The organism is Geobacillus sp. FSL K6-3411, from assembly GCF_037965715.1.
GTDB classification, from domain to species: domain Bacteria; phylum Bacillota; class Bacilli; order Bacillales; family Anoxybacillaceae; genus Geobacillus; species Geobacillus thermodenitrificans.
The window spans coordinates 2,889,429-2,911,411 of record NZ_CP150187.1 but is presented as its reverse complement, the minus strand read 5'-3'; the positions used below and the strand labels follow the sequence as shown (position 1 = coordinate 2,911,411).

Genomic DNA, 21,983 nt, shown 5'->3' with positions numbered 1-21,983 from the left:
ATGATGACCAAAGCAGTTTTCCACAGTTGTAGAGATGGAAATACTAGGAGATGAAAAAAGCACTGTTTTTGCGCCCGAGGTGAGCCCATTGAAAATCCCGACACATCCCATTGCGTTAATGAAAATGGTATATCGTGACGTGTTTCCCCTTGTCCATCGCGAGCTTTCCTATTGGCGGCAGCGGGCGGAGCGCATTCCTGACCCGGAGTTGCGCCGGCAAGCGTTAGCAAGCATCGCGTCGAAAACGTTCCATTGTGAAGGCGGCGCGATTTTGGCGCTTTTGGCTCGGGAAAAATTAGAAGCATGCATTCGCTTTATCGTCGCGTATCAGACGATTAGCGATTACTTAGATAACTTGTGCGACCGGAGCACATCGCTTGATCCGCTCGATTTTCGCGCCTTGCATGATTCCATGCCGGATGCGCTCACCATTGGGGCAGAGCCGTCCAACTATTACCGCTACCGCCGTGAGCAGGAAGACGGCGGCTATTTACCGGATCTTGTGCGCACATGCCAAGAGGTGCTCGCGACAGTGCGACATTACGAAACGATCGTTCCGTTTTTGCATGAGCTTGCCGGATATTATTGCGACTTGCAAGTACATAAACATGTCGACACAAAAGAGCGCGTGCCGCGGCTGGAGAGATGGTTTGCCCAATACAAAGACAGCTTGCCGCCGATGGAATGGTATGAGTTTTCCGCCTGTTCCGGCTCGACGCTCGGCATTTTTTGCCTTGTGGCGTACGCCTTTGGCGAGTCGATGCCGCCGGAGATGGCAAAACAAGTGCGCGACGGTTATTTTCCGTACATTCAAGGGCTGCACATTTTGCTTGACTATTTGATCGATCAGGAAGAAGATCGCGAAGGCGGCGATTTGAACTTTTGCTTTTACTATCCGAATGAAACCGTGCTGCTGGAACGGCTTTGCCACTTTATTGAAGAAGCGGACCGCCATGTCGGCACGCTGCCGCATGGCAAGTTCCATCGCTTGATTCATCGCGGCTTGCTTGGTCTGTATTTGTCCGATGAGAAAGTGAAAAAACAGCGCGCCTTGCGCCGGCTGGCGCGTCAACTCGTCCGCGCCGGCGGGGCGGCATCGCAGTTTTTTTATTGGAACGGAAAAGCGTATCGCTTTTGGCAGGAGAAACAAAAACGGCTGTCTTTTTCATAAAGACAGCCGTTTATTGCTTGATGATGGATCGGCGAAAGGGAGACGTCTCCGCCTATCGCTTTTCGAGCGCGATAATAAACGGCGGATCGTTGCGCCGATTCAAGAATTCGTATTTGAGTACGTGGGTGTGTTGCTGGTCGAGGGAACGCACATAATCAAGCAACGCGTCACGTTCGATTTTTCCTTCCGGATGGCCGTGGTAAACGACAAGAACGATGACGCCGCCCGGCTTCATGATGGAAAGAAGCTGTTCGACCGCCTGAATCGTCGATTCCGGTTGGGTGACAATCTGTTTATCACCGCCCGGCAAATAGCCGAGGTTGAAAACGGCGCCGGCAATCCGTCCATACACATCGCTAGGAAGCGCTGTGAGCAGCTCGCTATGGCTTTGTTGGAATAACGTGACCCGGTCGTGCAGCCCTTGTTCAGAAAGGCGGGCTGTTGTCGCTGCGATGGCCTCCGGTTGAATGTCAAATCCGAACACATGTCCGCTATCACCGACGAGTTCCGCAAGGTAGACGGTGTCATGGCCGTTGCCGACCGTTGCGTCGATGGCAAGATCGCCTTCTGTGACGGCACGTTCAAGCAAAAAGCGGGCAAACGGCAAAATGTTCATCAATGTCATCGGGCCGTCACCTCTTGTTTGTACCGTTTTCCTTGATAGCTGTTGCGCCGCTTGAGTTCGGCGTCAATGGCGTTTAACACTTCCCATTTGTTGGCGCTCCACATCGGACCAATGAGCAAGTCGATCGGCCCGTCGCCGGTGATGCGATGCACGACCATCTCCGGTGGCAGCACTTCAAGCTGGTCGCACACGAGATGGACGTATTCGTCAAACGTTAAAAACTTCACGAGCCCTTTTTCATATTGCTTCACCATCGGAGTCCCTTTTAATAAATGAAGCAAATGGATTTTGATGCCTTGCACGTCCATGGCGGCAACGGTTTTGGCTGTTTCCATCATCATGTCGTACGTCTCAAGCGGCAAGCCGTTAATGAGATGGACACAGACACGGATGCCGTGCCGGCGCAGTTTTTGTACGCCATCGACAAAACATTGGAAATCATGCGCCCGGTTGATCAGTTGCGCCGTCCGCTCGTGGATCGTTTGCAAACCGAGTTCGACCCATAAATACGTCCGTTCGTTCAATTCTGCTAAATAATCGACGACCTCATCCGGCAGGCAGTCGGGGCGCGTGGCGATGGACAGGCCGACGACTCCGTCAAGGCCGAGCACGGTTTCGTATTTTTCACGCAGCACCTCGACGGGGGCGTGTGTATTGGTGAACGCTTGAAAGTACGCCAAATATTTGCCGTCTTTCCACTTTTGATGCATTTTTTCCTTAATCGTATGAAATTGCGTCACTAAATCATCGGCCCGGTTGCCGGCAAAGTCGCCTGATCCGGCAGCGCTGCAAAATGTACATCCTCCGTACGCCACCGTCCCGTCGCGGTTCGGGCAATCAAAGCCGCCATCAAGCGCGACTTTAAACACTTTATGTCCGAACGTCTGGCGTAAATGATAGTTCCACGTATGATACCGTTTATGGTCGTTTGTATATGGAAACGGGTTTGCCTGCATGAATACCGCTTCCCTCCTTGCTTTGAAAAAATCCCACCATCCTTGCATTGTACCATGAATGGCGGCAAAAAGCGATCGCTGCCAATCATTGACGTGATACGGATGACGCCGGCGGCGCATAGTAAACATGAGGGAACATCATGAAAAGAGGTGAACGCATGGCAACAAGACAATCGGTCGAGGAGTTTTTGCAGCGGTGTGAAGATGTGATCCGCTTTGCGAAAGAGCAATATACAGAAGCGCAAAAACAAGAACATTATAATCTCATTGAATATACAAACGCCCAGCAAATGCTCGAGCAAACCGTCAACGATTTGGCGCACTTGGCGTTAAGCTGCAACGCCCAGCAGCGCGAGCAGCTGCATCGGATGCGGCTTCAGCTTGAGCAACTGCAAAACGAAATGATTTTGCTTGACCGCTAAAAGGCGGTGTCAATGAACGCCCTTGATGGGGAGGGGGAAGCGTTTCCGAAGTTGGGCGCCCCGTCCCCTGGCAAAGGGGAGAAGAGAAGGCAAAATGCGACACGAAAAAAGAAGGGAGGATGATGCGACATGAAGCGGCGTCTGAAACAAACGAACCCGGAACAGAAAACACGCAACGGTCAAAACAATAACGATCTCGAGCTGGGCCAAGATTTCGATCCGGTCAAACTGGCGAAAAAACAATACGAACAAACAGGCGGCCAGCCGGTTCGCTCCAAGCAGCGGAACGGATGAAGCATGGTGAACAAACGAGGGGGCATCACGTTGCCCTCTTTTTTATTGCTTTTTTTTCCTTTCCCCTCTACAATTATTTTGGGAAACGAAATAAATCAAGCAAAGGATGATGACCGATGCCCCGCGCGCTTTGGTGGCTGCTTATCGGTATGGTGCTCAATGTGACAGGGGGGTCATTTTTATGGCCGCTCAATACGATTTATTTGCACGAACAGCTTGGCCAACCGCTGGCGGTGGCGGGAGCGGTGCTGATGCTCAACTCAGGGGGCAGCGTCATCGGCAGCTTAGTCGGCGGTGTTTTGTTTGATCGGATCGGCGGGTTTCGCGCCCTTCTTGTCGGGGCATGTTCGACGGTGGTCGCTTCGGCTGCTTTGAGCGTTTGGCACGGCTGGCCGCATTATGCGGTGTTTTTGGCGCTTCTTGGCATCGGCAGCGGCATCGTTTTTCCGGTGTCATCGGCGTATGCGGGGGCGATTTGGCCGGAAGGGGGACGGCGGGCGTTCAACGCCTTGTATGTCGCGCAAAACCTCGGTGTCGCCGTCGGTTCGGCGCTCGGCGGGTTTGTTGCTTCGTATTCTTTTTCGTTCGTTTTTTTCGCCAATCTGTTGTTGTATGTTGCGTTTTTGTTGATTGTCGTGGTCGGATTGCGGCGTATCCCGCTTTTGCCCCCGCCGAAAACAAAACGAGCTGCAGAAGTCAAAACATCGACATCCCGCGCCGTCGGATGGGCGCTCGCTCTCCTTTGCGTCGGCTATGGATTGTGTTGGATCGGCTATGTCCAATGGTCGACGACGATCGCCGTTTATATGCGAGAGTTTCATTTGTCAGTCCGGCAATATAGCTTGCTTTGGACGATCAACGGCGCGTTGATCGTCTTGGCGCAGCCGTTGCTGTCGCGGGTGATTCGACGCTTCATGCCGGGGATGAAACGACAAATGGTGATCGGGTTTGCCATTTTCGCCGTTTCGTTTGCCATGCTGTTTGGCGCCGATTCGCTCGGTGAGTTTGTCGCCTCAATGGTGGTCATCACTATCGCTGAGATGGTTGTCTGGCCGGTGATTCCAACGGTCGTGAACGAACTGGCGCCACAAGGGAAGGCTGGATTTTATCAAGGAATCGTCAACGGCACGGCGATGGTCGGACGGATGATCGGACCGGTCATCGGCGGGTGGGTCGCTGATGAATTAGGAATGAAACCGCTCATCGGGCTGCTCGTTGCGTTTGCGTTGTTAGCGGTAGCCGCGTCGCTGTTGTACGACCGCTGGCTGCCGAAGCCGGTCGGGAAGGCCGAGAAAAAAACGACGGCGACTGTATAGATTTCGACTTGCAATTGATCGACAAATTTTTTAAAATAATAATTAAATTTGTTGTTTCGAACGCAAAGGAAGGATAAAGCGAATAACGGTGAAGAGGAGCAGTAACGGGCCTGGCGGACGGCAGAGAGTTGACGGTCGGTGCGAGTCAACCGAAGCCGGCTCGTGAACTCGCCTCGGAGTTGCAGGTGCGAGCGGTCGCGGCCTCGTAGCACTTGCCGTGAATCTGCGTTAAGGAGCAAAGCGGGTGCGCCATTGGCGCGCCAAAAAGGGTGGTACCGCGGGAATTGTGCCTCTCGTCCCTTTTCATTGGGATGGGAGGTTTTTTTATATATATTTCCGTCAATGATGCAAAGTAGAAATCGATGAGGAGGAGTGCGACGATGAGTTTCAACCATCGCGAAATTGAGAAAAAGTGGCAGGATTATTGGGAACAGCATAAAACGTTCCGCACCCCGGATGAAAGCGATAAACCGAAGTTTTACGTGTTGGATATGTTTCCGTATCCGTCTGGCGCTGGCTTGCACGTCGGCCATCCGGAAGGGTATACGGCGACCGATATTTTGGCGCGCATGAAGCGGATGCAAGGGTACAATGTCCTTCACCCGATGGGGTGGGACGCGTTCGGATTGCCGGCAGAACAATATGCGCTCGATACCGGCAACGACCCGGCCGAATTTACGCAAAAAAACATCGACAACTTCCGCCGGCAAATTAAGTCGCTTGGTTTTTCGTATGACTGGGATCGGGAAATTAACACGACTGATCCGAACTATTACAAATGGACGCAATGGATTTTCTTGAAGCTGTATGAAAAAGGGCTCGCCTACATGGACGAAGTACCGGTCAACTGGTGTCCGGCGCTTGGCACCGTGCTGGCGAACGAAGAAGTCATCAACGGCCGGAGCGAGCGCGGTGGGCATCCGGTCATCCGCAAGCCGATGCGGCAATGGATGCTGAAAATTACCGCCTATGCCGACCGGCTGCTCGAAGATTTGGAGGAGCTTGACTGGCCGGAAAGCATTAAAGAAATGCAACGCAACTGGATCGGCCGTTCAGAAGGGGCGGAAATTGAGTTTGCTGTCGACGGCCATGACGAGTCGTTCACAGTATTTACGACGCGGCCAGATACGCTGTTTGGCGCCACGTACGCAGTGTTGGCTCCGGAACATCCGCTTGTTGAGAAAATTACAACGCCGGAGCAAAAACCAGCCGTTGATGCTTACTTAAAAGAAGTGCAAAGCAAAAGCGACCTCGAGCGCACCGACTTGGCGAAAGAAAAAACAGGCGTGTTCACTGGTGCGTACGCCATCCATCCAGTTACCGGCGACAAGCTGCCGATTTGGATCGCCGACTACGTGTTGATGGGCTACGGCACTGGGGCGATCATGGCTGTACCGGCGCACGATGAGCGCGACTACGAGTTTGCGAAAACATTCAACTTGCCGATTAAAGAAGTCGTTGCCGGCGGGAATGTCGAAAACGAGCCGTACACTGGCGACGGGGAGCACATCAACTCTGAGTTTTTGAACGGCTTGAACAAACAAGAAGCGATTGAAAAAATGATCGCCTGGCTTGAAGAAAACGGAAAAGGACAAAAGAAAGTGTCGTACCGGCTGCGCGACTGGTTGTTCAGCCGCCAGCGCTACTGGGGTGAGCCGATTCCGGTCATCCATTGGGAAGACGGGACGATGACGACGGTGCCGGAAGAAGAATTGCCGCTTGTCTTGCCGAAAACGGATGAAATTAAACCGTCGGGAACGGGTGAATCGCCGCTCGCCAACATCGAAGAATGGGTCAATGTTGTTGATCCGAAAACCGGGAAAAAAGGGCGGCGTGAAACAAACACGATGCCGCAATGGGCGGGAAGCTGCTGGTATTATTTGCGCTACATCGACCCGCATAACGACAAACAGCTCGCCGATCCGGAAAAGTTGAAACAATGGCTGCCGGTTGACGTCTACATCGGCGGGGCGGAGCATGCGGTCTTGCACTTGCTGTACGCTCGCTTCTGGCATAAAGTGTTGTACGACCTTGGCATCGTGCCGACGAAAGAGCCGTTCCAAAAGCTGTTTAACCAAGGGATGATCTTAGGCGAAAACAATGAAAAAATGAGCAAATCGAAAGGCAATGTCGTCAACCCGGATGATATCGTCGAAAGCCATGGCGCGGATACGTTGCGGCTGTATGAAATGTTTATGGGGCCGCTTGAAGCGTCGATCGCCTGGTCGACGAAAGGGCTTGACGGAGCGCGCCGTTTCTTAGAGCGCGTCTGGCGCCTGTTTGTCACCGAAGATGGTCAACTGAACCCGAACATCGTTGACGAGCCAGCGAACGATACGCTCGAGCGCGTCTACCATCAAACGGTGAAAAAGGTGACGGAAGACTACGAAGCGCTGCGCTTCAACACTGCCATTTCGCAGCTGATGGTGTTCATTAACGAAGCGTATAAAGCGGAGCAGATGAAAAAAGAATATATGGAAGGGTTCGTCAAGCTCTTATCGCCGGTTTGCCCGCATATTGGCGAAGAGCTCTGGCAAAAGCTCGGCCATACTGACACCATCGCCTATGAACCATGGCCGACATATGACGAAGCGAAACTCGTCGAAGACGTCGTTGAAATCGTCATCCAAATCAATGGCAAAGTGCGGGCGAAACTGAACGTGCCGGCGGACTTATCGAAAGAGGCGCTAGAAGAACGGGCGCTCGCCGATGAAAAAATTAAAGAGCAGCTTGCAGGGAAAACGGTGCGTAAGGTGATCACTGTCCCTGGTAAGCTCGTCAATATCGTCGCCAACTAACGAGACGGGTGGGGCGGGCAGTCCGCTGCCACCCTCTTATATGGATGAAAGGAGCGAACTTGGATGGAAGAAATCAAGGAAATCACCGCGGCGGAAGTGAAAGAAAAGCTTGAACGCGGCGAAAAGCTGAACATTGTCGATGTGCGTGAAGACGAGGAAGTCGCTCTCGGCATGATTCCAGGTGCCAAACATATCAAAATGGGCGATATTCCGAACCGATTGGACGAACTTGACAAGGAGGAAGAATACATTTTCGTCTGCCGCTCCGGGCGGCGGAGCGAAAACGTCTGCCGCTATTTGCAGGAGCTTGGCTACCGCGTCTGCAACATGATCGGCGGCATGCTCGAGTGGGAAGGGGAAACAGTGACGAAGCAATAATGTGACGGTTCCGCTTAGCCGGTCAACCGGCAGGCGGGGCGATTGGCAGACGGACAAAAAACGGCATGGCCGGTAAAGACGGCCTGCCGTTTTCTTTTTCCCGCTTCACGCTGCTTGTTACGTGCCGCCCTACCGATCCGTCAACTCAGTGAAAAGGAGAAGGCGAGCCCGTTTCGTTCCTTAGGCAGGAACTTTCCCTTGCCTTGTGGAAATGGAAAAAGAAAAACGGAGGGCGATCGCCATGTATAAAGTGAAAGTGTTTGACAAAGAACATGAAAAAGATTTAGAGGCGGCCGTCAATGATTTTTTAGCCCGCTTGAAAGACGGGCAGTTGATTGATGTCAAATACAGCGTGGCGGCGATGGAATCAGAGGGCGAGCAAATTTATTGCTTTTCTGCCATGGTCATTTACCGGACGTAATTTGCCGGGCCGCCCCGGTTGCAGGCGGAGCCGGAAGGTCGAGCTGTCTGTAAGAGGCTTTCCAGCTTTCTGTCAGCCGTTGTCCACCCCGGCGGTGGGAAAGCGGCTGCGCCTAGTTTGGTATGCCGTCAATCAACGGCTGTCCGCGCCGATGCTTCCTCTGCTTTTCACTTCCAACGCATAGCGAGCGGCGTTCATGCCGGCGAGCCGCCCGGTCACCAAGGCGGCGGTGATGTTGTAGCCGCCCGTATAGCCGTGGATGTCCAAAATTTCGCCGCAAAAATATAGACCGCCCATACATTTGGATGCCATCGTTTTTGGCTCAATTTCTTTCACTGACACACCGCCTCCGGTCACGAACGCTTTTTCGATGGACAGCGTGCCATGGACGTGAAACGTAAACTGTTTGCAACAGCGGACGAACGCCCGCAGCGCTTCATGACTCACCGTTCCGGCGGCCGCTTGCAGGTCGATGCCGCTTCGCTCCAGCAAAAAGGCGGCGTATCGTTCCGGCAGCACCGTTTTGGCGATGTTTTTTACCGCTTTTTTCGGTTCTTGTTTGCATAATTTGGCTAAGCGTTGAAACAGCTCTTCTTGCGTGAGATCCGGCAGCGCATCGATGCTCATGGCGACCGTGCCGTCCGAAGCTTTTTTCAGCGCTTTGACAACAAATTGGCTGCAGCGGAGAGCGGCCGGGCCGGAAATACCGAAATGGGTAAACAGCATGTCCATTCGGTGGGTGATGAGCGGCTTGCCGTTCGGCTTTAAGACGCTCAGCGCCACATCGCGCAACGACAGTCCTTGCAGCGTCCGGTTTTTGATGAACGGCTCGTTCGATACGATCGGCACTTCGGTCGGAAACAGCTCAGTCACCGTATGACCGGCTTTTTCCGCCCAAGGATAGCCGTCGCCGGTTGAGCCGGTTTGCGGCACGGATTTGCCCCCGACTGCGACAACGACGGCGTTTGCTGCGATTGTCTCCCCGCTTTTTAGCTTGACGCCGACCGTTTTTCCGTGCTCATACAGAACATCCTCAACCGGCGCCTCAAGCCGGATATCGACTTTAAGCCGGCCGAGTTCGTTCACGAGTGCTGTTACGACGGATTGGGCGCTGTCGCTTTTGGGAAACATGCGGCCATGGTCTTCTTCTTTCAGCGGCACGCCAAGCCGTTCGAAAAAGCGGATGATATCTTCATTGTTAAATACGGAAAAGGCGCTGTATAAAAAGCGGCCGTTGCCGGGAATGTGGCGGACGATTTCATCGATCGGCAGCCGGTTCGTGACATTGCAGCGCCCACCGCCGGAGATGGCAAGCTTGCGCCCGAGCTTTGTTCCTTTTTCCAACAGCAGTACGTTCGCTCCTTGTTCCCCAGCAGCGATCGCCGCCATGAGCCCGGACGGGCCGCCGCCGATGATGATGACGTCATATCCCATATGGATTCCATCCTTTCGTTGTCTACAAGCAGACAATGTTTTTCGTTCCGTTGCCAACTATGATAAAATAGGAATGTTGCGATTTTCAACGTCCACGGTTAGGGAAGGGATCATATGTCAACATCGAAATTGCTGCGCGGCACATTTATTTTAACTGCTGGTGTGATGATTTCCCGCCTTCTCGGCTTGTTTTACGTCATTCCGTTTTATCACCTTGTCGGTGAGCGGGGTGGGGCGCTGTACGGATACGGCTATGTGCCTTACCAAATTTTTTTAAGTTTGGCGACGGCCGGGCTGCCGGTCGCCGTATCGAAATTTGTGTCAAAATACAATGCCCTTGAGGAATACCGCGTCGGCTATACGCTCTTTCGCTCCGGCCTCGTGCTTATGTTGGTGAGCGGTATTGCCTCATGGCTCATTTTGTACGGGCTCGCGCCCATTTTGGCTCCACATGTGATCGATGCAGAAACGAACGTCAACTCGGTCGATGACGTTGTCGCTGTCATTCGCGCGGTCAGTTTTGCGCTCATCATCGTGCCGATGATGAGCTTGATCCGCGGCTTTTTCCAAGGACACGAATCGATGGGGCCGACAGCGTTGTCGCAAGTCGTCGAACAAGTTGTGCGCATTGCCTTTTTGCTTGGGGCTTGTTATGTCATTTTACGTATGTGGGACGGCTCGATCGTCACCGCCGTGAGTGCAGCGACGTTTGCCGCGTTTGTCGGCGCCGCCGGCGGGTTGTTGGTGCTCGTTGTGTATTGGTGGAAGCGGCGTCCGTATTTGCGCTCCTTGCTCGAGCGCGACCGCGGCGAAGTGAGCGTGTCGCTCCCGGCGATGTATAAGGAGTTGCTCCTTTCTTCGATTCCGTTCGTCTTTGTCGGCTTATCGATGTCGCTTTATCAGCTCATCGATCAGTTTACGTTCAACCACGCGATGGCTGCCGCAGGGTTGGGAAAAATATCGGAACACGCATATTCGGTGTTCAATATGTGGGCGCAAAAGCTCGTCATCATCCCGGTGACGTTGGCGACCTCGTTCAGCTTGGCGCTCATTCCGACGATCACGAAAGCACATGTTGAACAAAACCGGAGGGCCATGCGGCAATATTTGAACCAGACGTTCCAAGTGCTGATGTTTTTAACGATGCCAGCGGTGATCGGCATGGCGGTGCTCGCTGGTCCGATGTACAGCTCGTTTTACAGCTATGACCCGCTCGGTGAGCAAGTGTTGCGTTGGTACGCCCCAGCGGCGATTTTGTACGCGTTATTTTCCGTGACGTCCGCGATTATGCAAGGCATTAACCAGCAGCGGTTTACGGTCATTAGTTTAGCGGCCGGCCTGCTTGTGAAACTGTCGCTTAACACACTGTTGATTATGAAATGGGCGACGGTTGGTGCCATTGTTGCGACGATGGCCGGGTATTTCGTCTCGGTGGCGTTCAACTTATGGGTGATTCAACGGTACACCCGCTATCGCTATCGTTTTGTCCTTCGCCGAACGGTGTTTATGGCCATTTTGACGGCGTTGATGTCGGTGACCGTGATGGTCGTTGCGGCGTTGGTCGGGCAGTGGGTCGATTATCGCCAGGGAACGGCGGAGGCGGTGTTCGTTGCTGCGATTGGCGTGGCGGCCGGTGCGGTGGTGTACTTGTTTCTCAGCATTCGCTCCGGGCTGTTTGTGGCGCTATTTGGCGACCGGTTTGCTTTTTGGCGTCGGAAAGAGAAAAAGGCCGTGTCATAATTCTTGCTCATCAGTTCCCGGTTTCGCTATCTGCGTTGGCAGTGGCGGATTTATGGCCAAAACGAGAAGAAGGCGGTCTTGTGATCCGCCTTCTTTCTCATCGGTTTATGCAAGGCCGAGTCGGCGCTCGATGCGATCGAGGCGTCTGTCCACCCGTTCGAGCTGCCGGTTGAGCCGTTCGACATTGCGCTCGAGCTGCTCGATGCGTCGCGCCCAGTTGGTAAATTGCCATATGGGCAAGAACTGGCCTGCTGGCTGTTGACGGTAATCGTCAAACGTCGGAACATAATAGTAATACTCGTTCATCGACACATCTCCTTTCTGTATCTTTCCCTCATAGTGTATGGTGAGGAGGCAAAAGCGGACTAGATAAACGCCCAATAGAGGAATATTTTAGGAGGGAGTTTCGTGGAACTGCGCATTGACAAGCTGCTCGCCCATATGGGCTATGGGACGAGGAAGGAAGTAAAAAAGCTGCTGAAGTCCGGCTTGGTGAAAGTGGATGGCGCTGCTGTCTATGATCCGAAAACGAAAGTGCGGCCGGACGAGCAGACGGTGACCGTCTGGGGAGAAACGGTCGAGTATAAACAGTTCATTTATTTGATGATGAACAAGCCCCCCGGCGTCATCTCAGCGACGGAAGACGCTGTGGAAGAGACGGTCGTTGATTTGCTTGAAGAGGAAGATCGGCTGTTTGACCCGTTTCCAGTCGGGCGGCTCGACAAAGACACGGAAGGGCTTCTGTTGTTGACGAATGATGGACAGCTCGCCCATCAGCTGTTGGCGCCGAAAAAACATGTGCCGAAAACGTACTTTGCCGTCATTGATGGCGAGGTGACGGAAGACGATGTGGAGGCGTTTCGGCGCGGTGTGGTGCTCGATGACGGCTATGAGACGAAGCCGGCCGAGCTTGTCGTGTTGAAATCCGGCCTGCGTTCCGATGTCGAAGTGACAATTACAGAAGGGAAATTTCATCAGGTGAAACGGATGTTTCAAGCGGTCGGCAAGCGGGTCGTTTATTTGAAACGGGTGCAAATGGGGCCGCTTTCTCTCGATCCGAATTTAGCGGTTGGCGAGTATCGGGAATTGACAGATGAAGAGGTGGAGATGCTGAAGCAATATCGGGCGGACGCGGATGAAAAAAAAGGAACCTGAGACGGTTCCTTTTTTATGAAAAAGTGAAGAATATTCGTTCGTTATGAAAAGACATTCTGCATTCATCTCTCATCCTGTTTTGCCCTGTTGGCACCGCTCAAGAAGAGATACGCACTTTTTTGTTCGTGGTCGTCCATTTGCCCTTGCTCGGGCTGCGAACGAGATCATTGTACATAAGCACGTTTAAGTCACGCTGGATTGTTCGTGGGGTGGTGCCGAACTCATCAACAAGTTCTTGGGTCGTAACCGTTCCTTTTTCGCTAATGTACATATACACGGATTTAATACGGGTAAGCATCCGGTGTGTTGAAGGTTTCAAAAGACCACTCCCTATCTTAGCATCATTCGCATGGCACAACCGACAGCTTTTAGATGAGAGATGTCTTTTATCTGTTTACTACCATTGTACACGAAATGGCTGGGGAAATGCTACCCGTTTGCACATATTCACGAAAAATTTAAACATTTTGTAGCAAAAATGAAACGAAGTTGTGACAAATGAAAAATTTTGACAACCTTTTTTTGATATGATACGTTGGCAACAAAGAGTGATAAAAAGAAAGGGAGAATGACGTTGAACATCAACTGGATTGAGGAGGCACGGAAACGGAAAGACGATTTAGTTCGCGATGTGCAAGCGCTTGTCCGCATTCCGAGCGTTCGTGATGACAGCGAGGCGCAGCCAGGAGCGCCGTTTGGACTGAAAGTGGCAGAAGCGCTCGATTATATGTTAACCCGCGGTCAAGCGGAAGGGTTTCGCGTCAAAAACGTCGACGGGTTTGCCGGACATGTGGAAATGGGACAAGGGGAGAAGCTTATCGGTGTGCTCGGCCATATCGACGTCGTGCCGCCCGGGGATGGCTGGACGGTTGATCCGTTCTCCGCTCATGTGAGGGACGGCCGCATTTACGGGCGTGGGGCCATCGATGACAAAGGGCCGACCATCGCTGCGTTTTACGCAATGAAAATCGTGAAAGAACTCGGCCTGCCGCTGAGCAAGCGGGTTCGTCTCATCATCGGAGGGGATGAGGAAAGCGATTGGCGGTGTGTCGACCATTATTTCAAGCATGAAGAGATGCCGGACATTGGGTTTGTCCCGGACGCTGATTTTCCGATTATTTATGCGGAAAAAGGGATTATTGACGCTGATTTGCAATATCGGCTGACGGGGAGCGAAGAAACGGGAGAAATGACGCTTTGCTCGTTTCAAGCAGGCCGCCGTTACAATATGGTGCCTGATGCGGCCGAAGCCGTTGTCGAAGGAGCCGGGCTGGAGGAATGGTCTAGCCGGTATGAGCGCTTTTGCCGTGACCACGGATTAAACGGGAACATCCGCCATAGCGGCGAAGCGGCTGTGCTTACGCTGGAAGGAGTGGCTGCTCATGGCGCCGAACCGGAGCGCGGCAAAAATGCCGGCGTCTACTTGGCGCAATTTTTAGCGAGCCTTCCGCTAGATGGCGGTAGCCGGCCGTTTGTCCAGTTTGTGGCGTCCTCGTTTTTCGGCGACACGCGCGGACGGAAGCTCGGTCTGGCGTATCGGGATGAGCGGAGCGGTGAGCTGACCGTGAATGTCGGCGTGTTGTCATACGACCGTGCGCAGGGCGGGACCATCGGGTTGAACATTCGCTATCCGGTGACGGCCGACGGGGAAACGATCCGTCAAACGTTGTCCAACGTGGCTGTTGAACGCGGCCTGACGCTCGGGCGTTTCCATGATACGAAACCGCATTACGTCGATCCGGATCATGAGTGGATCCGCACGCTTCAACGCATCTATGAAGAACAAACCGGTGAGCCTGGTCGGCTGTTGGCGATTGGCGGCGGCACGTATGCCCGCTCGTTGACCGCCGGGGTGGCGTTCGGTGCTTTGTTTCCTGGCCGCCCTGATGTCGCCCATCAAAAAGATGAATATGTCGAGATTGACGATTTAGTGAAAGCGACTGCCATTTACGCTCAGGCGATCTATGAGCTGGCCAAATAAACCGCTGCTTCGGAACGGCTTAAGAAATAGAATGGTTGCCCCACAAGACAGCAATGTTGTGACAAGGAAAGGGGAGAACGGGATGGAAGCAGCCTTAAAACGGGAAGCAGCGGCGCGAAAAACGGTGTTTCCGCTCTTTTATTTTCTGATCTTTTTTGCCATTGGGGCGCTGTCTCCGCTTTTGTCTGTCTATTTGCAGGAAGAAGCGCGCCTGTCGGGGACGGCCATCGGTTGGATTATGTCGCTCACCCCGATCGTGACGATGGCCGCCCAACCGCTTTGGGGCATGGTGACTGACTATACGCGCAAACCGGTCGGGATATTAATGATCACGCTCGTTTTGACGGCGTTGTTCGGACTCATGTATTCATTCGCCGGCAGTTACGAAGCCTTTGTTGCGTTGACGGTGCTGCTTTCGGCGGCGCAGAGCGCTGTCGTTCCGATTTCGGACAGCCTCGCCCTTCGCCATGTCCACGAACAGGGCGGAAACTACGGCTCCATTCGGTTATGGGGATCGATCGGCTTTGCTGTGGCGGTGTTTGTCGTCGGATGGCTATCCGAACGTATCGCCTTTGCGGTCATTTTTTATGCGTTTTCGCTTGCGATGTTAGCTGCAGCCGCGTTGACTGCTCGCCTGCCGCGCTACCGGACGGCGGTGTCGACAGGGAGGTTGACGTGGCGTGACATCGGCGGACTGCTTTCGCTCCGCCCGTTTCGACTGTTGTTGACGGCCGCGTTTTTGTTGTTCGGTCCGATTTTGGCCAACAATTCGTATTTCGGGCTGTTGATTCATGAACTCGGCGGTACGCTGACTGGCGTCGGCTTCGCCTTTTTGCTTGCTGCCGGAAGTGAGGCGCCGTTTATGAAAGCGACGGATCGGCTCATCCGCCGGTTTGGCATGGCGCGCCTACTTATTTTGGCGGCGCTAATATCGGCGGTCCGCTGGCTGTCATATGCCGCCGATCCACCGCTTTGGTTTGTCTATATGACAACGATCGTGCAAGGCTGCTCCGTTGGACTGTCGATTCCGACCGCGCTCCAATATGCGCGTCGCTTGGTGCCAGAGCGGGTGCAGGTGACGGCGGTGTCCCTTTACTCGGCAGTCAGCAACGGCCTTGGCGCTTGGTTTTGCACGCTTTTGGGCGGGTATTTGCTTGAGCGGTGGCACATTGGCACGGTTTATTTGTTTTTTGGCGCTTGCACGCTCGCTGGCGTGTTCGTATTGCTTTGGCTTGCCAAACTAGAACGAGACGACCAATCGGCAGGTGAGAGAGGATGAAACGCAACCATTATTTTATTGCCGTTCCGCTGACGGCGGAGGCGAAACAAGCGATTGCCCGTTTTGCGGGCGATATGGCATCATCGCTTCCGTTCCGTACATGGGTGCATGAACAAGACTACCATATTACCCTTGCATTTTTAGGGGATGTGCCGCCACAGAAAATGGACCTGCTATGTGAAAAGGTAGCGGCAGCCGCAGCCCGCTACGCTCCGTTTTCCCTTCAACTTGACGGGCTCGGAACGTTCGGAGAGCGCACAGCGCCCCGCATTTTTTGGCAAGGAGTCAAAGCGGAGGAAACGCTCAATGCGCTGCGGCGCGATGTGTATGAGGCTTGCTTAACGCTCGGTTTTTCTCTCGACCGGCGGCCGTTTGCCCCGCATATTACGATCGCTCGCAAATGGCAAGGCGCCGAGCCGTTTAAGCCGGAAATGCTCGGTATGCTTCCGGCGGCTTCGGCGGTGTTTTCGGTGCCGGAGATTGTGCTATACCGGACAAATATGCACCAGACGCCAAAATATGAAGTGATCGCCTCGTTTCCGCTGCTGGGTGCACCGGCGGAGGGCAACCAATAGTAGGTGAGGGTATGGGACAGCTTGTGAAAATGCGGGATTGTATCTCCCGCTATGAAACGGATGTGTATTATTATGTGCCGGAATTTATCCGGCTGAAACAACGGCAGTGGGAACAGGCGAAAGCACGGTGGGAAGCGGCACACGATGCTGGCATGAGCGTTCAAACGGGCACGGAAGAGACGTGGGATTTTTTGCTTAACGAACCATCATGGTGGGAACGGCTCGTAAAGCGGTGGCGGCGCGACACGGCATTGGAAGAGGAAGAAGAGGCGCCAGCCGCTATTGCGATGGTCAACCGTGCGGCCACCGTTGAGGAGCTGAAGCGTCAATTTCTTGACGAATTGTTTCAGCTTCAGCTGAAATGGGCCAGTTCGACGATGATGTACGTTTCTCCGCTTGACGACGAGCTGTATCGCGATGAAACGTTGAAGTATTTTTTGCAGCGGTTTCCGGATACGTATTTATGTTTTTACCAGCCGGTCGTTATGGCCGGTAAGGCGCAGGTCGAGCTCGAGACGGTCATCCTGACGCCGACGGCGGCTTGGTGCATCGCCTTTGTCGAGGGAAGTCCGGACAATATTGTGATCGTATCCGCAGACCGGTTTTGGACGGAGCGGGCCGGAATGAAAGAGGTTAAGCGGGTGAACCCGGTCGTGTCGCTGCGCCGGACAGGGCAAGTCGTTTCTGATATTTTCCAAAAACATCAAATCGATTGGCCGATTCATCTTGTGCTGTTAAACCGCTATGGCTACATTGACCATAGCAATCTTTTTCCTTTTGTTCACTATATTGATAAACGAAATTATGAACAATGGTTTTCCCGCTTGCGCCGCTCAGCCCTTCCGCTTCGGCATCAGCAGTTGAAGGCGGCTGAGGCGTTGCTTGGCCACTGCGCCAGTTTTTACAGCCCCCGCCTTGATGGGAATATTTACAACGAAGAATGGCAACAATAAAAGCATCTGTGCATCGATGGGGCGAACCGGCCGATTTTTTGGCACCGCCCTTTTTCTTTTGCGTATGATAGTAGTAACGGGAGGCCACAAAGGGGGTGAGCCAATATGCTTCATATTAACCGAACGTTTGTCGCCTATTTGGACGAGATGGATCAATTGACCGTGCTTGTACCGAAGTCGTGTTGCCCTGACGAGATGGCGCCATTTACGATGGTGGCACCGAGCGGAGAGGAAATTCCGCTTTCCGTGCAGCAGCTCGAGGACTTAGGCGATATGGTGAAATATGTATGTCGATTTGCGTCTGCGTTCGAGTTTGGGGCGACCTATTGGGTTCGTGCCCGTTCGGGGGAGAGAACCGATGTGCAAATCGGTGCTGTCGTGCGGACGCCGGCGTTCGATGATCAATTTTTTTACGAAGGAAAGCTAGGAGTGGACTACACGAAGGAGCAAACGGTGTTCCGCGTCTGGGCACCGACGGCAACCGCCGTCAACGTCAAGTTGATCCACCCAGATAGCGGTGATGCCCGCTATGTGCCACTTGAGCGAGGGGAGCGCGGTGTATGGTCGGCGGTCGTACCCGGCGACTGGGAACGAACGTATTATACGTATGTTGCCTGCATTAACCGCGTATGGCGCGAGGCAGTGGATCCATATGCGACCGCTGTTTCCATCAATGGTGAGTATGGCGTGATCATCGACTGGGAAAAGACGAAGCTCGCACCATCCGCTCGTCCGTTGCCGCCGCTCACATCACCGACTGACGCCATTATTTACGAATTAAGCATCCGTGATTTTACGAGCCACCCCGACAGCGGTGCCGCCCATAAAGGGAAGTATCTTGGGTTGTCGGAAGCGAATACAAGTGGGCCGAACGGAACATCGACCGGGCTTTCCTATTTAAAAGAGCTGGGTGTCACCCATGTGCAGATTATGCCGTTTACCGATTTTGCTGGAGTTGATGAACGCGATCCGTCAGCCTCGTATAACTGGGGATACAATCCACTTCATCTATATGCACCGGAAGGAAGTTATGCAACCGATCCGACCGATCCTTACGCGCGCATTGTTGAATTAAAACAAATGATTCGAACGCTGCACGAAAATGGTTTGCGTGTTGTCATGGATGCGGTATATAACCATGTCTACGATCGGGAGCAGTCATCACTGGAGAAGCTTGTTCCCGGGTATTATTTCCGCTATGATGCGTATGGCCAGCCAGCCAACGGCACCGGCGTCGGCAACGACATCGCTTCTGAGCGGCGGATGGCCCGTCGGTGGATCGTCGATTCGGTCATCTTTTGGGCGAAAGAGTACGGCATTAATGGATTTCGTTTCGATTTGATGGGTGTGCATGATATAGAGACGATGAAAGTCGTGCGTGACGCTCTCGATGCAATCGATCCATCGATTCTCGTGTATGGGGAAGGTTGGGACTTGCCGACACCGCTTGCGCCAGAGCAAAAAGCGACGATGGCCAACGCTTGGAAGTTGCCGCGCATTGCCTATTTCAATGATCGGTTCCGCGATACGATCAAAGGAAGCACGTTCCATTTGCCAAGCCGCGGCTTTGCACTCGGCGATGCAAGCGGGCGCGAACAGGCGAAAACGGTCATCGCCGGCAGCTTGCGGGCGTTAGGCGGGCTGTTTTGTCATCCACTCCAATCGTTGAACTATGTAGAATGTCATGATAATCATACTTTTTGGGATAAGATGGAAGTTGCGAACGGCTACGAATCAGAAGCGATTAGGCGCAAACGGCAAAAGCTCGCCACGGCGATCGTTCTATTGGCGCAAGGGATTCCATTTTTGCATAGCGGTCAGGAGTTTTATCGGACAAAAGGGGGAGATGGCAACAGCTATCAGGCACCTGATGAGGTGAATTGGATCGATTGGGAGCAGAAAAGCCGCTATGAAAACGACGTTCGCTATGTTCAAGGGCTGATCGCTCTTCGTCGGGCGCACGGTGCGTTTCGCCTCGCGACAGAGGCGGAGGTGTTGCGCCATTTCGAGTTTCTTGAACCAACCCCGCCGTCAGTGATCGCTTATTGGCTGCGCGATGTCGCCGTCTACGGGCCGTGGGGGGACATCATTGTCATTCACCATCATGAAGAGAAATCGGAGACAATTGTTCTTCCCGATCAAGAAGAATGGGACGTCGTCTGCGACGGAGAGCAAAGCGGGACGATTCCGCTCCGACGGGTGCGCCATGTTGTTGACCTTGACGGTATCGGTACATGGGTGCTTGTCAGAACAGAAGCGATGAATGCCGATGAAAATGCGGGATGAGCGGAATCCCAATGGGAAAACTCCTTCCCTTTTGTTTTGCTGTGCAGACTTTGGCAGTTTTATGCAAGTGTCTTGGTAAGAAAAATGTTTGCATGCCGGGGCGGTATTTCAGTATAATACAAGTAAGACGGACGGAAGAAGGACGCGGCACGGCCGTCCTTTTTATTTGTGCACAAGAAGAAGCAAACGGACACGTTTTCTATTTTTTAAGTCGCAGGTGAACATGCTTTGGAACAGTTACTAGGTAAGGAGTGGGAGATCACTCCGGCCGGCGGTGCAACAGGGGATGCGTATTTTGCCGAATATGAAGGGAAGAAACTGTTTTTGAAACGGAACTCTTCCCCGTTTCTTGCCGTATTGTCGGCGGAAGGGATCGTCCCGAAGCTCGTCTGGACGAAACGGATGGAAAATGGCGATGTGTTTACGGCCCAGCAGTGGCTGAACGGCCGGGAGCTGAAGCCGCATGAGATGGGAAGCGAACAGGTGGCGGCGTTGTTGCGGAAAATTCATGGCTCCAAAGAGCTGGTGACGATGCTTAAGCGGCTCGGCAAAACGCCGCTGCATCCCGAGAAGATGCTCGCTGCGCTCACCGAGCGGCAACGACGTCATCCGATCGGCGCTGCGGCCGTTCGTGAAGCGCTTAGCTGGCTTAGGCAACATGTATCGTTCTTGCCTGATGATCAGCACGTCGTTTGCCACTGTGACATTAACCATAACAATTGGCTGCTTGCTGATGACGGCACATTGTACTTGATCGATTGGGATGGAGCTGTTATTGCGGATCCGGCCATTGACATCGGCATGTTGCTTCATTTATACATTCCGCGCGCTGAGTGGGAAGTGTGGCTTCATCAGTATGGATTGGCATGGACGGAGGGACTTGCCCTCCGTCTGAAATGGTATGCCATCGCCCATACATTGCATTCACTGTTTTGGCCGAAAGGGAAGGATAGTCAAAAAGAAAGGGAACAATCGTTGCAATTATTGCAGTACATTATAGCGGAACAGTAAGCCGTTGAACGTTGCCGAAACGGTCTTCGAAAAAGAAAACAGAACGCTGGCAACGTTTCACGGCCTCTCATGTTTGACCAGTCTTAGCCGCGCTGTTTATGACAGCTCGTTCACCCAATCGGCGAGCTGGCTTTGATGCGCGGAAATATGGGCGTTTAAATCGGGGCTATATTTTCCGCCTTGGCCATAGGCGTAAATGTTCGGGAGAATTTGCTTGACATTCGCGCTCACCTCATTGTTGGCGAGCAGCGATTTGACAAGCCGTTCGATTTGTTCACATTCGGAAACCGTTCCGCAACAATCAAGTTGGTGTTCAGACAAAATATCGCGGAGCACGGTCAATTGATGGTTATGGTCGAGCGGCATGCCGTTCACCATCCTTTAGCGAAGCTGTACGGTTTTAATATGCCCGGGCCTAACGGTGTTTATGCCTAGGCGTTTGCTTCTTCAAGCGCGGTTATACTAACAAGGTAGCATCAAAACAACAAACGGAAACGAGACAGAGGTGTCAATATGCGTTTGCGCAACAAACCATGGGCGAAAGACAAAATCGCCGCTTACCCTCAGTATGTCATCCCTGACCCGGAAGCGAGGCGCGGGCGTTGGCATGAGCTGTTTGGCAATGACCGGCCGATCCATATTGAAATCGGCACTGGAAAAGGAAAATTTATTACCGAAATGGCGAAGCTGCATCCCGACGTCAATTTTATCGGCATTGAGTTGTATCCGAGCGTGCTCGTGTCGGCGCTGGATAAGCTGATCGAGAGCGAGCTGCCAAACGTGCGGTTGCTCAATGCCAACGCGAAAGATCTCACCTCATTTTTTGCTGACGGAGAAATCGCGCGTATTTACTTGAACTTTTCCGACCCGTGGCCGAAAAAGCGGCATGAGAAACGGCGGCTGACCTATCGGGATTTTTTGGCGCTTTATGATCGCATTTTGTCCGCGGACGGGGACATTCATTTAAAAACGGACAATCAGTCGTTTTTTGAGTATTCGCTTGTCAGCCTGTCACAATATGGGTTTGTGCTCGCGGCGGTCCAATTGGATTTGCATCGGAGCGATATTGTCGGTAACGTCATGACCGAGTACGAAGAAAAATTTTCAGCAAAAGGCAACCGCATTTACCGCTGCGAGGCGCTTCGTCCGCCACAGCAGTCATAACGGCCCGACCGGTTTGGTCGGGTT

The 21,983-nt window shown here is 53.1% G+C and carries 22 protein-coding genes and 1 other annotated feature; of the genes, 16 read left to right on the top strand and 6 right to left on the bottom strand.

Annotation, left to right across the window (positions count from 1 at the left end):
* The first annotated feature begins 88 nt into the window (after positions 1–88).
* Complete coding sequence (locus NSQ22_RS14765) at positions 89–1,171, top strand: tetraprenyl-beta-curcumene synthase family protein (RefSeq protein ID WP_029760568.1); 1,083 nt, start codon at positions 89–91, stop codon at positions 1,169–1,171.
* A 52-nt stretch (positions 1,172–1,223) separates the two neighbouring features.
* On the opposite strand, the gene NSQ22_RS14760 is transcribed toward NSQ22_RS14765, so the two are convergent.
* Together NSQ22_RS14760 and NSQ22_RS14755 are read right to left on the bottom strand one after the other, a co-directional pair.
* Complete coding sequence (locus NSQ22_RS14760) at positions 1,224–1,796, bottom strand: class I SAM-dependent methyltransferase (RefSeq protein ID WP_008880949.1); 573 nt, start codon at positions 1,794–1,796, stop codon at positions 1,224–1,226.
* A complete protein-coding gene (locus NSQ22_RS14755; protein WP_008880948.1) occupies positions 1,793–2,752 on the bottom strand; it encodes a TIGR01212 family radical SAM protein in 960 nt (319 codons plus the stop codon). The genes NSQ22_RS14760 and NSQ22_RS14755 overlap by 4 nt, the downstream gene beginning before the upstream one ends.
* Before the next feature lie 158 nt (positions 2,753–2,910).
* Between NSQ22_RS14755 and NSQ22_RS14750 the strand changes: the two genes are divergently transcribed.
* The 6 genes from NSQ22_RS14750 (at position 2,911) to NSQ22_RS14725 (ending at position 8,381) form a co-directional block, all read left to right on the top strand.
* Positions 2,911–3,174, top strand: coding sequence for a YtzC family protein (locus NSQ22_RS14750; protein ID WP_011888007.1), 264 nt, complete (start codon positions 2,911–2,913; stop codon positions 3,172–3,174).
* Between the two features lie 129 nt (positions 3,175–3,303).
* The gene (locus NSQ22_RS14745; RefSeq protein WP_008880945.1) at positions 3,304–3,468 is read left to right on the top strand and encodes a hypothetical protein; all 165 of its coding nucleotides are present in this window, start codon (positions 3,304–3,306) and stop codon (positions 3,466–3,468) included.
* Between the two features lie 116 nt (positions 3,469–3,584).
* A complete protein-coding gene (locus NSQ22_RS14740; protein ID WP_008880944.1) occupies positions 3,585–4,784 on the top strand; it encodes an MFS transporter in 1,200 nt (399 codons plus the stop codon).
* 79 nt (positions 4,785–4,863) lie between these two features.
* Positions 4,864–5,088, top strand: a binding site (T-box leader).
* Positions 5,089–5,164: 76 nt separating this feature from the next.
* Positions 5,165–7,582 carry a leucine--tRNA ligase gene (gene leuS / locus NSQ22_RS14735; RefSeq protein WP_008880943.1) on the top strand — a complete coding sequence of 806 codons (2,418 nt, stop codon included), beginning with the start codon at positions 5,165–5,167 and terminating at the stop codon, positions 7,580–7,582.
* Positions 7,583–7,645: 63 nt separating this feature from the next.
* The gene (locus NSQ22_RS14730; protein WP_029760579.1) at positions 7,646–7,960 is read left to right on the top strand and encodes a rhodanese-like domain-containing protein; all 315 of its coding nucleotides are present in this window, start codon (positions 7,646–7,648) and stop codon (positions 7,958–7,960) included.
* Between the two features lie 241 nt (positions 7,961–8,201).
* A complete protein-coding gene (locus NSQ22_RS14725; RefSeq protein ID WP_008880941.1) occupies positions 8,202–8,381 on the top strand; it encodes a sporulation protein Cse60 in 180 nt (59 codons plus the stop codon).
* 132 nt (positions 8,382–8,513) lie between these two features.
* On the opposite strand, the gene NSQ22_RS14720 is transcribed toward NSQ22_RS14725, so the two are convergent.
* Positions 8,514–9,815, bottom strand: coding sequence for an NAD(P)/FAD-dependent oxidoreductase (locus NSQ22_RS14720; RefSeq protein WP_060476121.1), 1,302 nt, complete (start codon positions 9,813–9,815; stop codon positions 8,514–8,516).
* A 114-nt stretch (positions 9,816–9,929) separates the two neighbouring features.
* Between NSQ22_RS14720 and NSQ22_RS14715 the strand changes: the two genes are divergently transcribed.
* Positions 9,930–11,555 (top strand): polysaccharide biosynthesis protein, encoded by a 1,626-nt coding sequence (locus tag NSQ22_RS14715; RefSeq protein WP_060476120.1) that lies wholly within the window; start codon positions 9,930–9,932, stop codon positions 11,553–11,555.
* A 105-nt stretch (positions 11,556–11,660) separates the two neighbouring features.
* Here the strand turns inward: NSQ22_RS14715 and NSQ22_RS14710 are convergent, their stop codons facing one another.
* The gene (locus NSQ22_RS14710; protein WP_008880938.1) at positions 11,661–11,861 is read right to left on the bottom strand and encodes a hypothetical protein; all 201 of its coding nucleotides are present in this window, start codon (positions 11,859–11,861) and stop codon (positions 11,661–11,663) included.
* 102 nt (positions 11,862–11,963) lie between these two features.
* Between NSQ22_RS14710 and NSQ22_RS14705 the strand changes: the two genes are divergently transcribed.
* Entirely contained in the window at positions 11,964–12,710 is a 747-nt protein-coding gene (locus NSQ22_RS14705) for a pseudouridine synthase (protein ID WP_008880937.1), read from the top strand.
* A gap of 97 nt (positions 12,711–12,807) precedes the next feature.
* Here the strand turns inward: NSQ22_RS14705 and NSQ22_RS14700 are convergent, their stop codons facing one another.
* Positions 12,808–13,029: a DeoR family transcriptional regulator gene (locus NSQ22_RS14700; protein ID WP_008880936.1), complete on the bottom strand. Its 222-nt coding sequence runs from the start codon at positions 13,027–13,029 to the stop codon at positions 12,808–12,810.
* Between the two features lie 249 nt (positions 13,030–13,278).
* Between NSQ22_RS14700 and pepV the strand changes: the two genes are divergently transcribed.
* The 6 genes from pepV (at position 13,279) to NSQ22_RS14670 (ending at position 20,795) form a co-directional block, all read left to right on the top strand.
* Positions 13,279–14,691: a dipeptidase PepV gene (gene pepV / locus NSQ22_RS14695; RefSeq protein ID WP_078172648.1), complete on the top strand. Its 1,413-nt coding sequence runs from the start codon at positions 13,279–13,281 to the stop codon at positions 14,689–14,691.
* An 82-nt stretch (positions 14,692–14,773) separates the two neighbouring features.
* A complete protein-coding gene (locus NSQ22_RS14690; RefSeq protein ID WP_060476119.1) occupies positions 14,774–15,970 on the top strand; it encodes an MFS transporter in 1,197 nt (398 codons plus the stop codon).
* Entirely contained in the window at positions 15,967–16,545 is a 579-nt protein-coding gene (thpR, locus tag NSQ22_RS14685; protein WP_060476118.1) for an RNA 2',3'-cyclic phosphodiesterase, read from the top strand. Before NSQ22_RS14690 ends, thpR begins: the two co-directional genes overlap by 4 nt.
* Positions 16,546–16,556: 11 nt before the next feature.
* Positions 16,557–17,498: a hypothetical protein gene (locus NSQ22_RS14680; RefSeq protein ID WP_008880932.1), complete on the top strand. Its 942-nt coding sequence runs from the start codon at positions 16,557–16,559 to the stop codon at positions 17,496–17,498.
* Between the two features lie 105 nt (positions 17,499–17,603).
* The gene (pulA, locus tag NSQ22_RS14675) at positions 17,604–19,784 is read left to right on the top strand and encodes a type I pullulanase (RefSeq protein WP_081157200.1); all 2,181 of its coding nucleotides are present in this window, start codon (positions 17,604–17,606) and stop codon (positions 19,782–19,784) included.
* Between the two features lie 228 nt (positions 19,785–20,012).
* On the top strand, positions 20,013–20,795 hold the full coding sequence (locus NSQ22_RS14670; RefSeq protein ID WP_008880930.1) for a phosphotransferase family protein: 783 nt from the start codon (positions 20,013–20,015) through the stop codon (positions 20,793–20,795).
* 96 nt (positions 20,796–20,891) lie between these two features.
* Here the strand turns inward: NSQ22_RS14670 and NSQ22_RS14665 are convergent, their stop codons facing one another.
* Positions 20,892–21,161, bottom strand: coding sequence for a YtzH-like family protein (locus tag NSQ22_RS14665; protein WP_008880929.1), 270 nt, complete (start codon positions 21,159–21,161; stop codon positions 20,892–20,894).
* A gap of 147 nt (positions 21,162–21,308) precedes the next feature.
* Here NSQ22_RS14665 and trmB point away from each other — a divergent pair, with 147 nt between their 5' ends.
* Positions 21,309–21,959, top strand: a complete 651-nt coding sequence (gene trmB / locus NSQ22_RS14660) for a tRNA (guanosine(46)-N7)-methyltransferase TrmB (RefSeq protein ID WP_008880928.1) — start codon at positions 21,309–21,311, stop codon at positions 21,957–21,959.
* Positions 21,960–21,983 lie beyond the last annotated feature (24 nt).

Bases quoted from the DNA above. Each gene is read 5' to 3' on its own strand.
- NSQ22_RS14760 (WP_008880949.1), bottom strand. From the start codon at position 1,796: ATGACATTGATGAACATTTTGCCGTTTGCCCGCTTTTTGCTTGAACGT.
- NSQ22_RS14755 (WP_008880948.1), bottom strand. From the start codon at position 2,752: ATGCAGGCAAACCCGTTTCCATATACAAACGACCATAAACGGTATCAT.
- NSQ22_RS14750 (WP_011888007.1), top strand. From the start codon at position 2,911: ATGGCAACAAGACAATCGGTCGAGGAGTTTTTGCAGCGGTGTGAAGAT.
- NSQ22_RS14745 (WP_008880945.1), top strand. From the start codon at position 3,304: ATGAAGCGGCGTCTGAAACAAACGAACCCGGAACAGAAAACACGCAAC.
- NSQ22_RS14740 (WP_008880944.1), top strand. From the start codon at position 3,585: ATGCCCCGCGCGCTTTGGTGGCTGCTTATCGGTATGGTGCTCAATGTG.
- leuS (WP_008880943.1), top strand. From the start codon at position 5,165: ATGAGTTTCAACCATCGCGAAATTGAGAAAAAGTGGCAGGATTATTGG.
- NSQ22_RS14730 (WP_029760579.1), top strand. From the start codon at position 7,646: ATGGAAGAAATCAAGGAAATCACCGCGGCGGAAGTGAAAGAAAAGCTT.
- NSQ22_RS14725 (WP_008880941.1), top strand. From the start codon at position 8,202: ATGTATAAAGTGAAAGTGTTTGACAAAGAACATGAAAAAGATTTAGAG.
- NSQ22_RS14720 (WP_060476121.1), bottom strand. From the start codon at position 9,815: ATGGGATATGACGTCATCATCATCGGCGGCGGCCCGTCCGGGCTCATG.
- NSQ22_RS14715 (WP_060476120.1), top strand. From the start codon at position 9,930: ATGTCAACATCGAAATTGCTGCGCGGCACATTTATTTTAACTGCTGGT.
- NSQ22_RS14710 (WP_008880938.1), bottom strand. From the start codon at position 11,861: ATGAACGAGTATTACTATTATGTTCCGACGTTTGACGATTACCGTCAA.
- pepV (WP_078172648.1), top strand. From the start codon at position 13,279: ATGACGTTGAACATCAACTGGATTGAGGAGGCACGGAAACGGAAAGAC.
- NSQ22_RS14690 (WP_060476119.1), top strand. From the start codon at position 14,774: ATGGAAGCAGCCTTAAAACGGGAAGCAGCGGCGCGAAAAACGGTGTTT.
- thpR (WP_060476118.1), top strand. From the start codon at position 15,967: ATGAAACGCAACCATTATTTTATTGCCGTTCCGCTGACGGCGGAGGCG.
- NSQ22_RS14680 (WP_008880932.1), top strand. From the start codon at position 16,557: ATGGGACAGCTTGTGAAAATGCGGGATTGTATCTCCCGCTATGAAACG.
- pulA (WP_081157200.1), top strand. From the start codon at position 17,604: ATGCTTCATATTAACCGAACGTTTGTCGCCTATTTGGACGAGATGGAT.
- NSQ22_RS14665 (WP_008880929.1), bottom strand. From the start codon at position 21,161: ATGCCGCTCGACCATAACCATCAATTGACCGTGCTCCGCGATATTTTG.
- trmB (WP_008880928.1), top strand. From the start codon at position 21,309: ATGCGTTTGCGCAACAAACCATGGGCGAAAGACAAAATCGCCGCTTAC.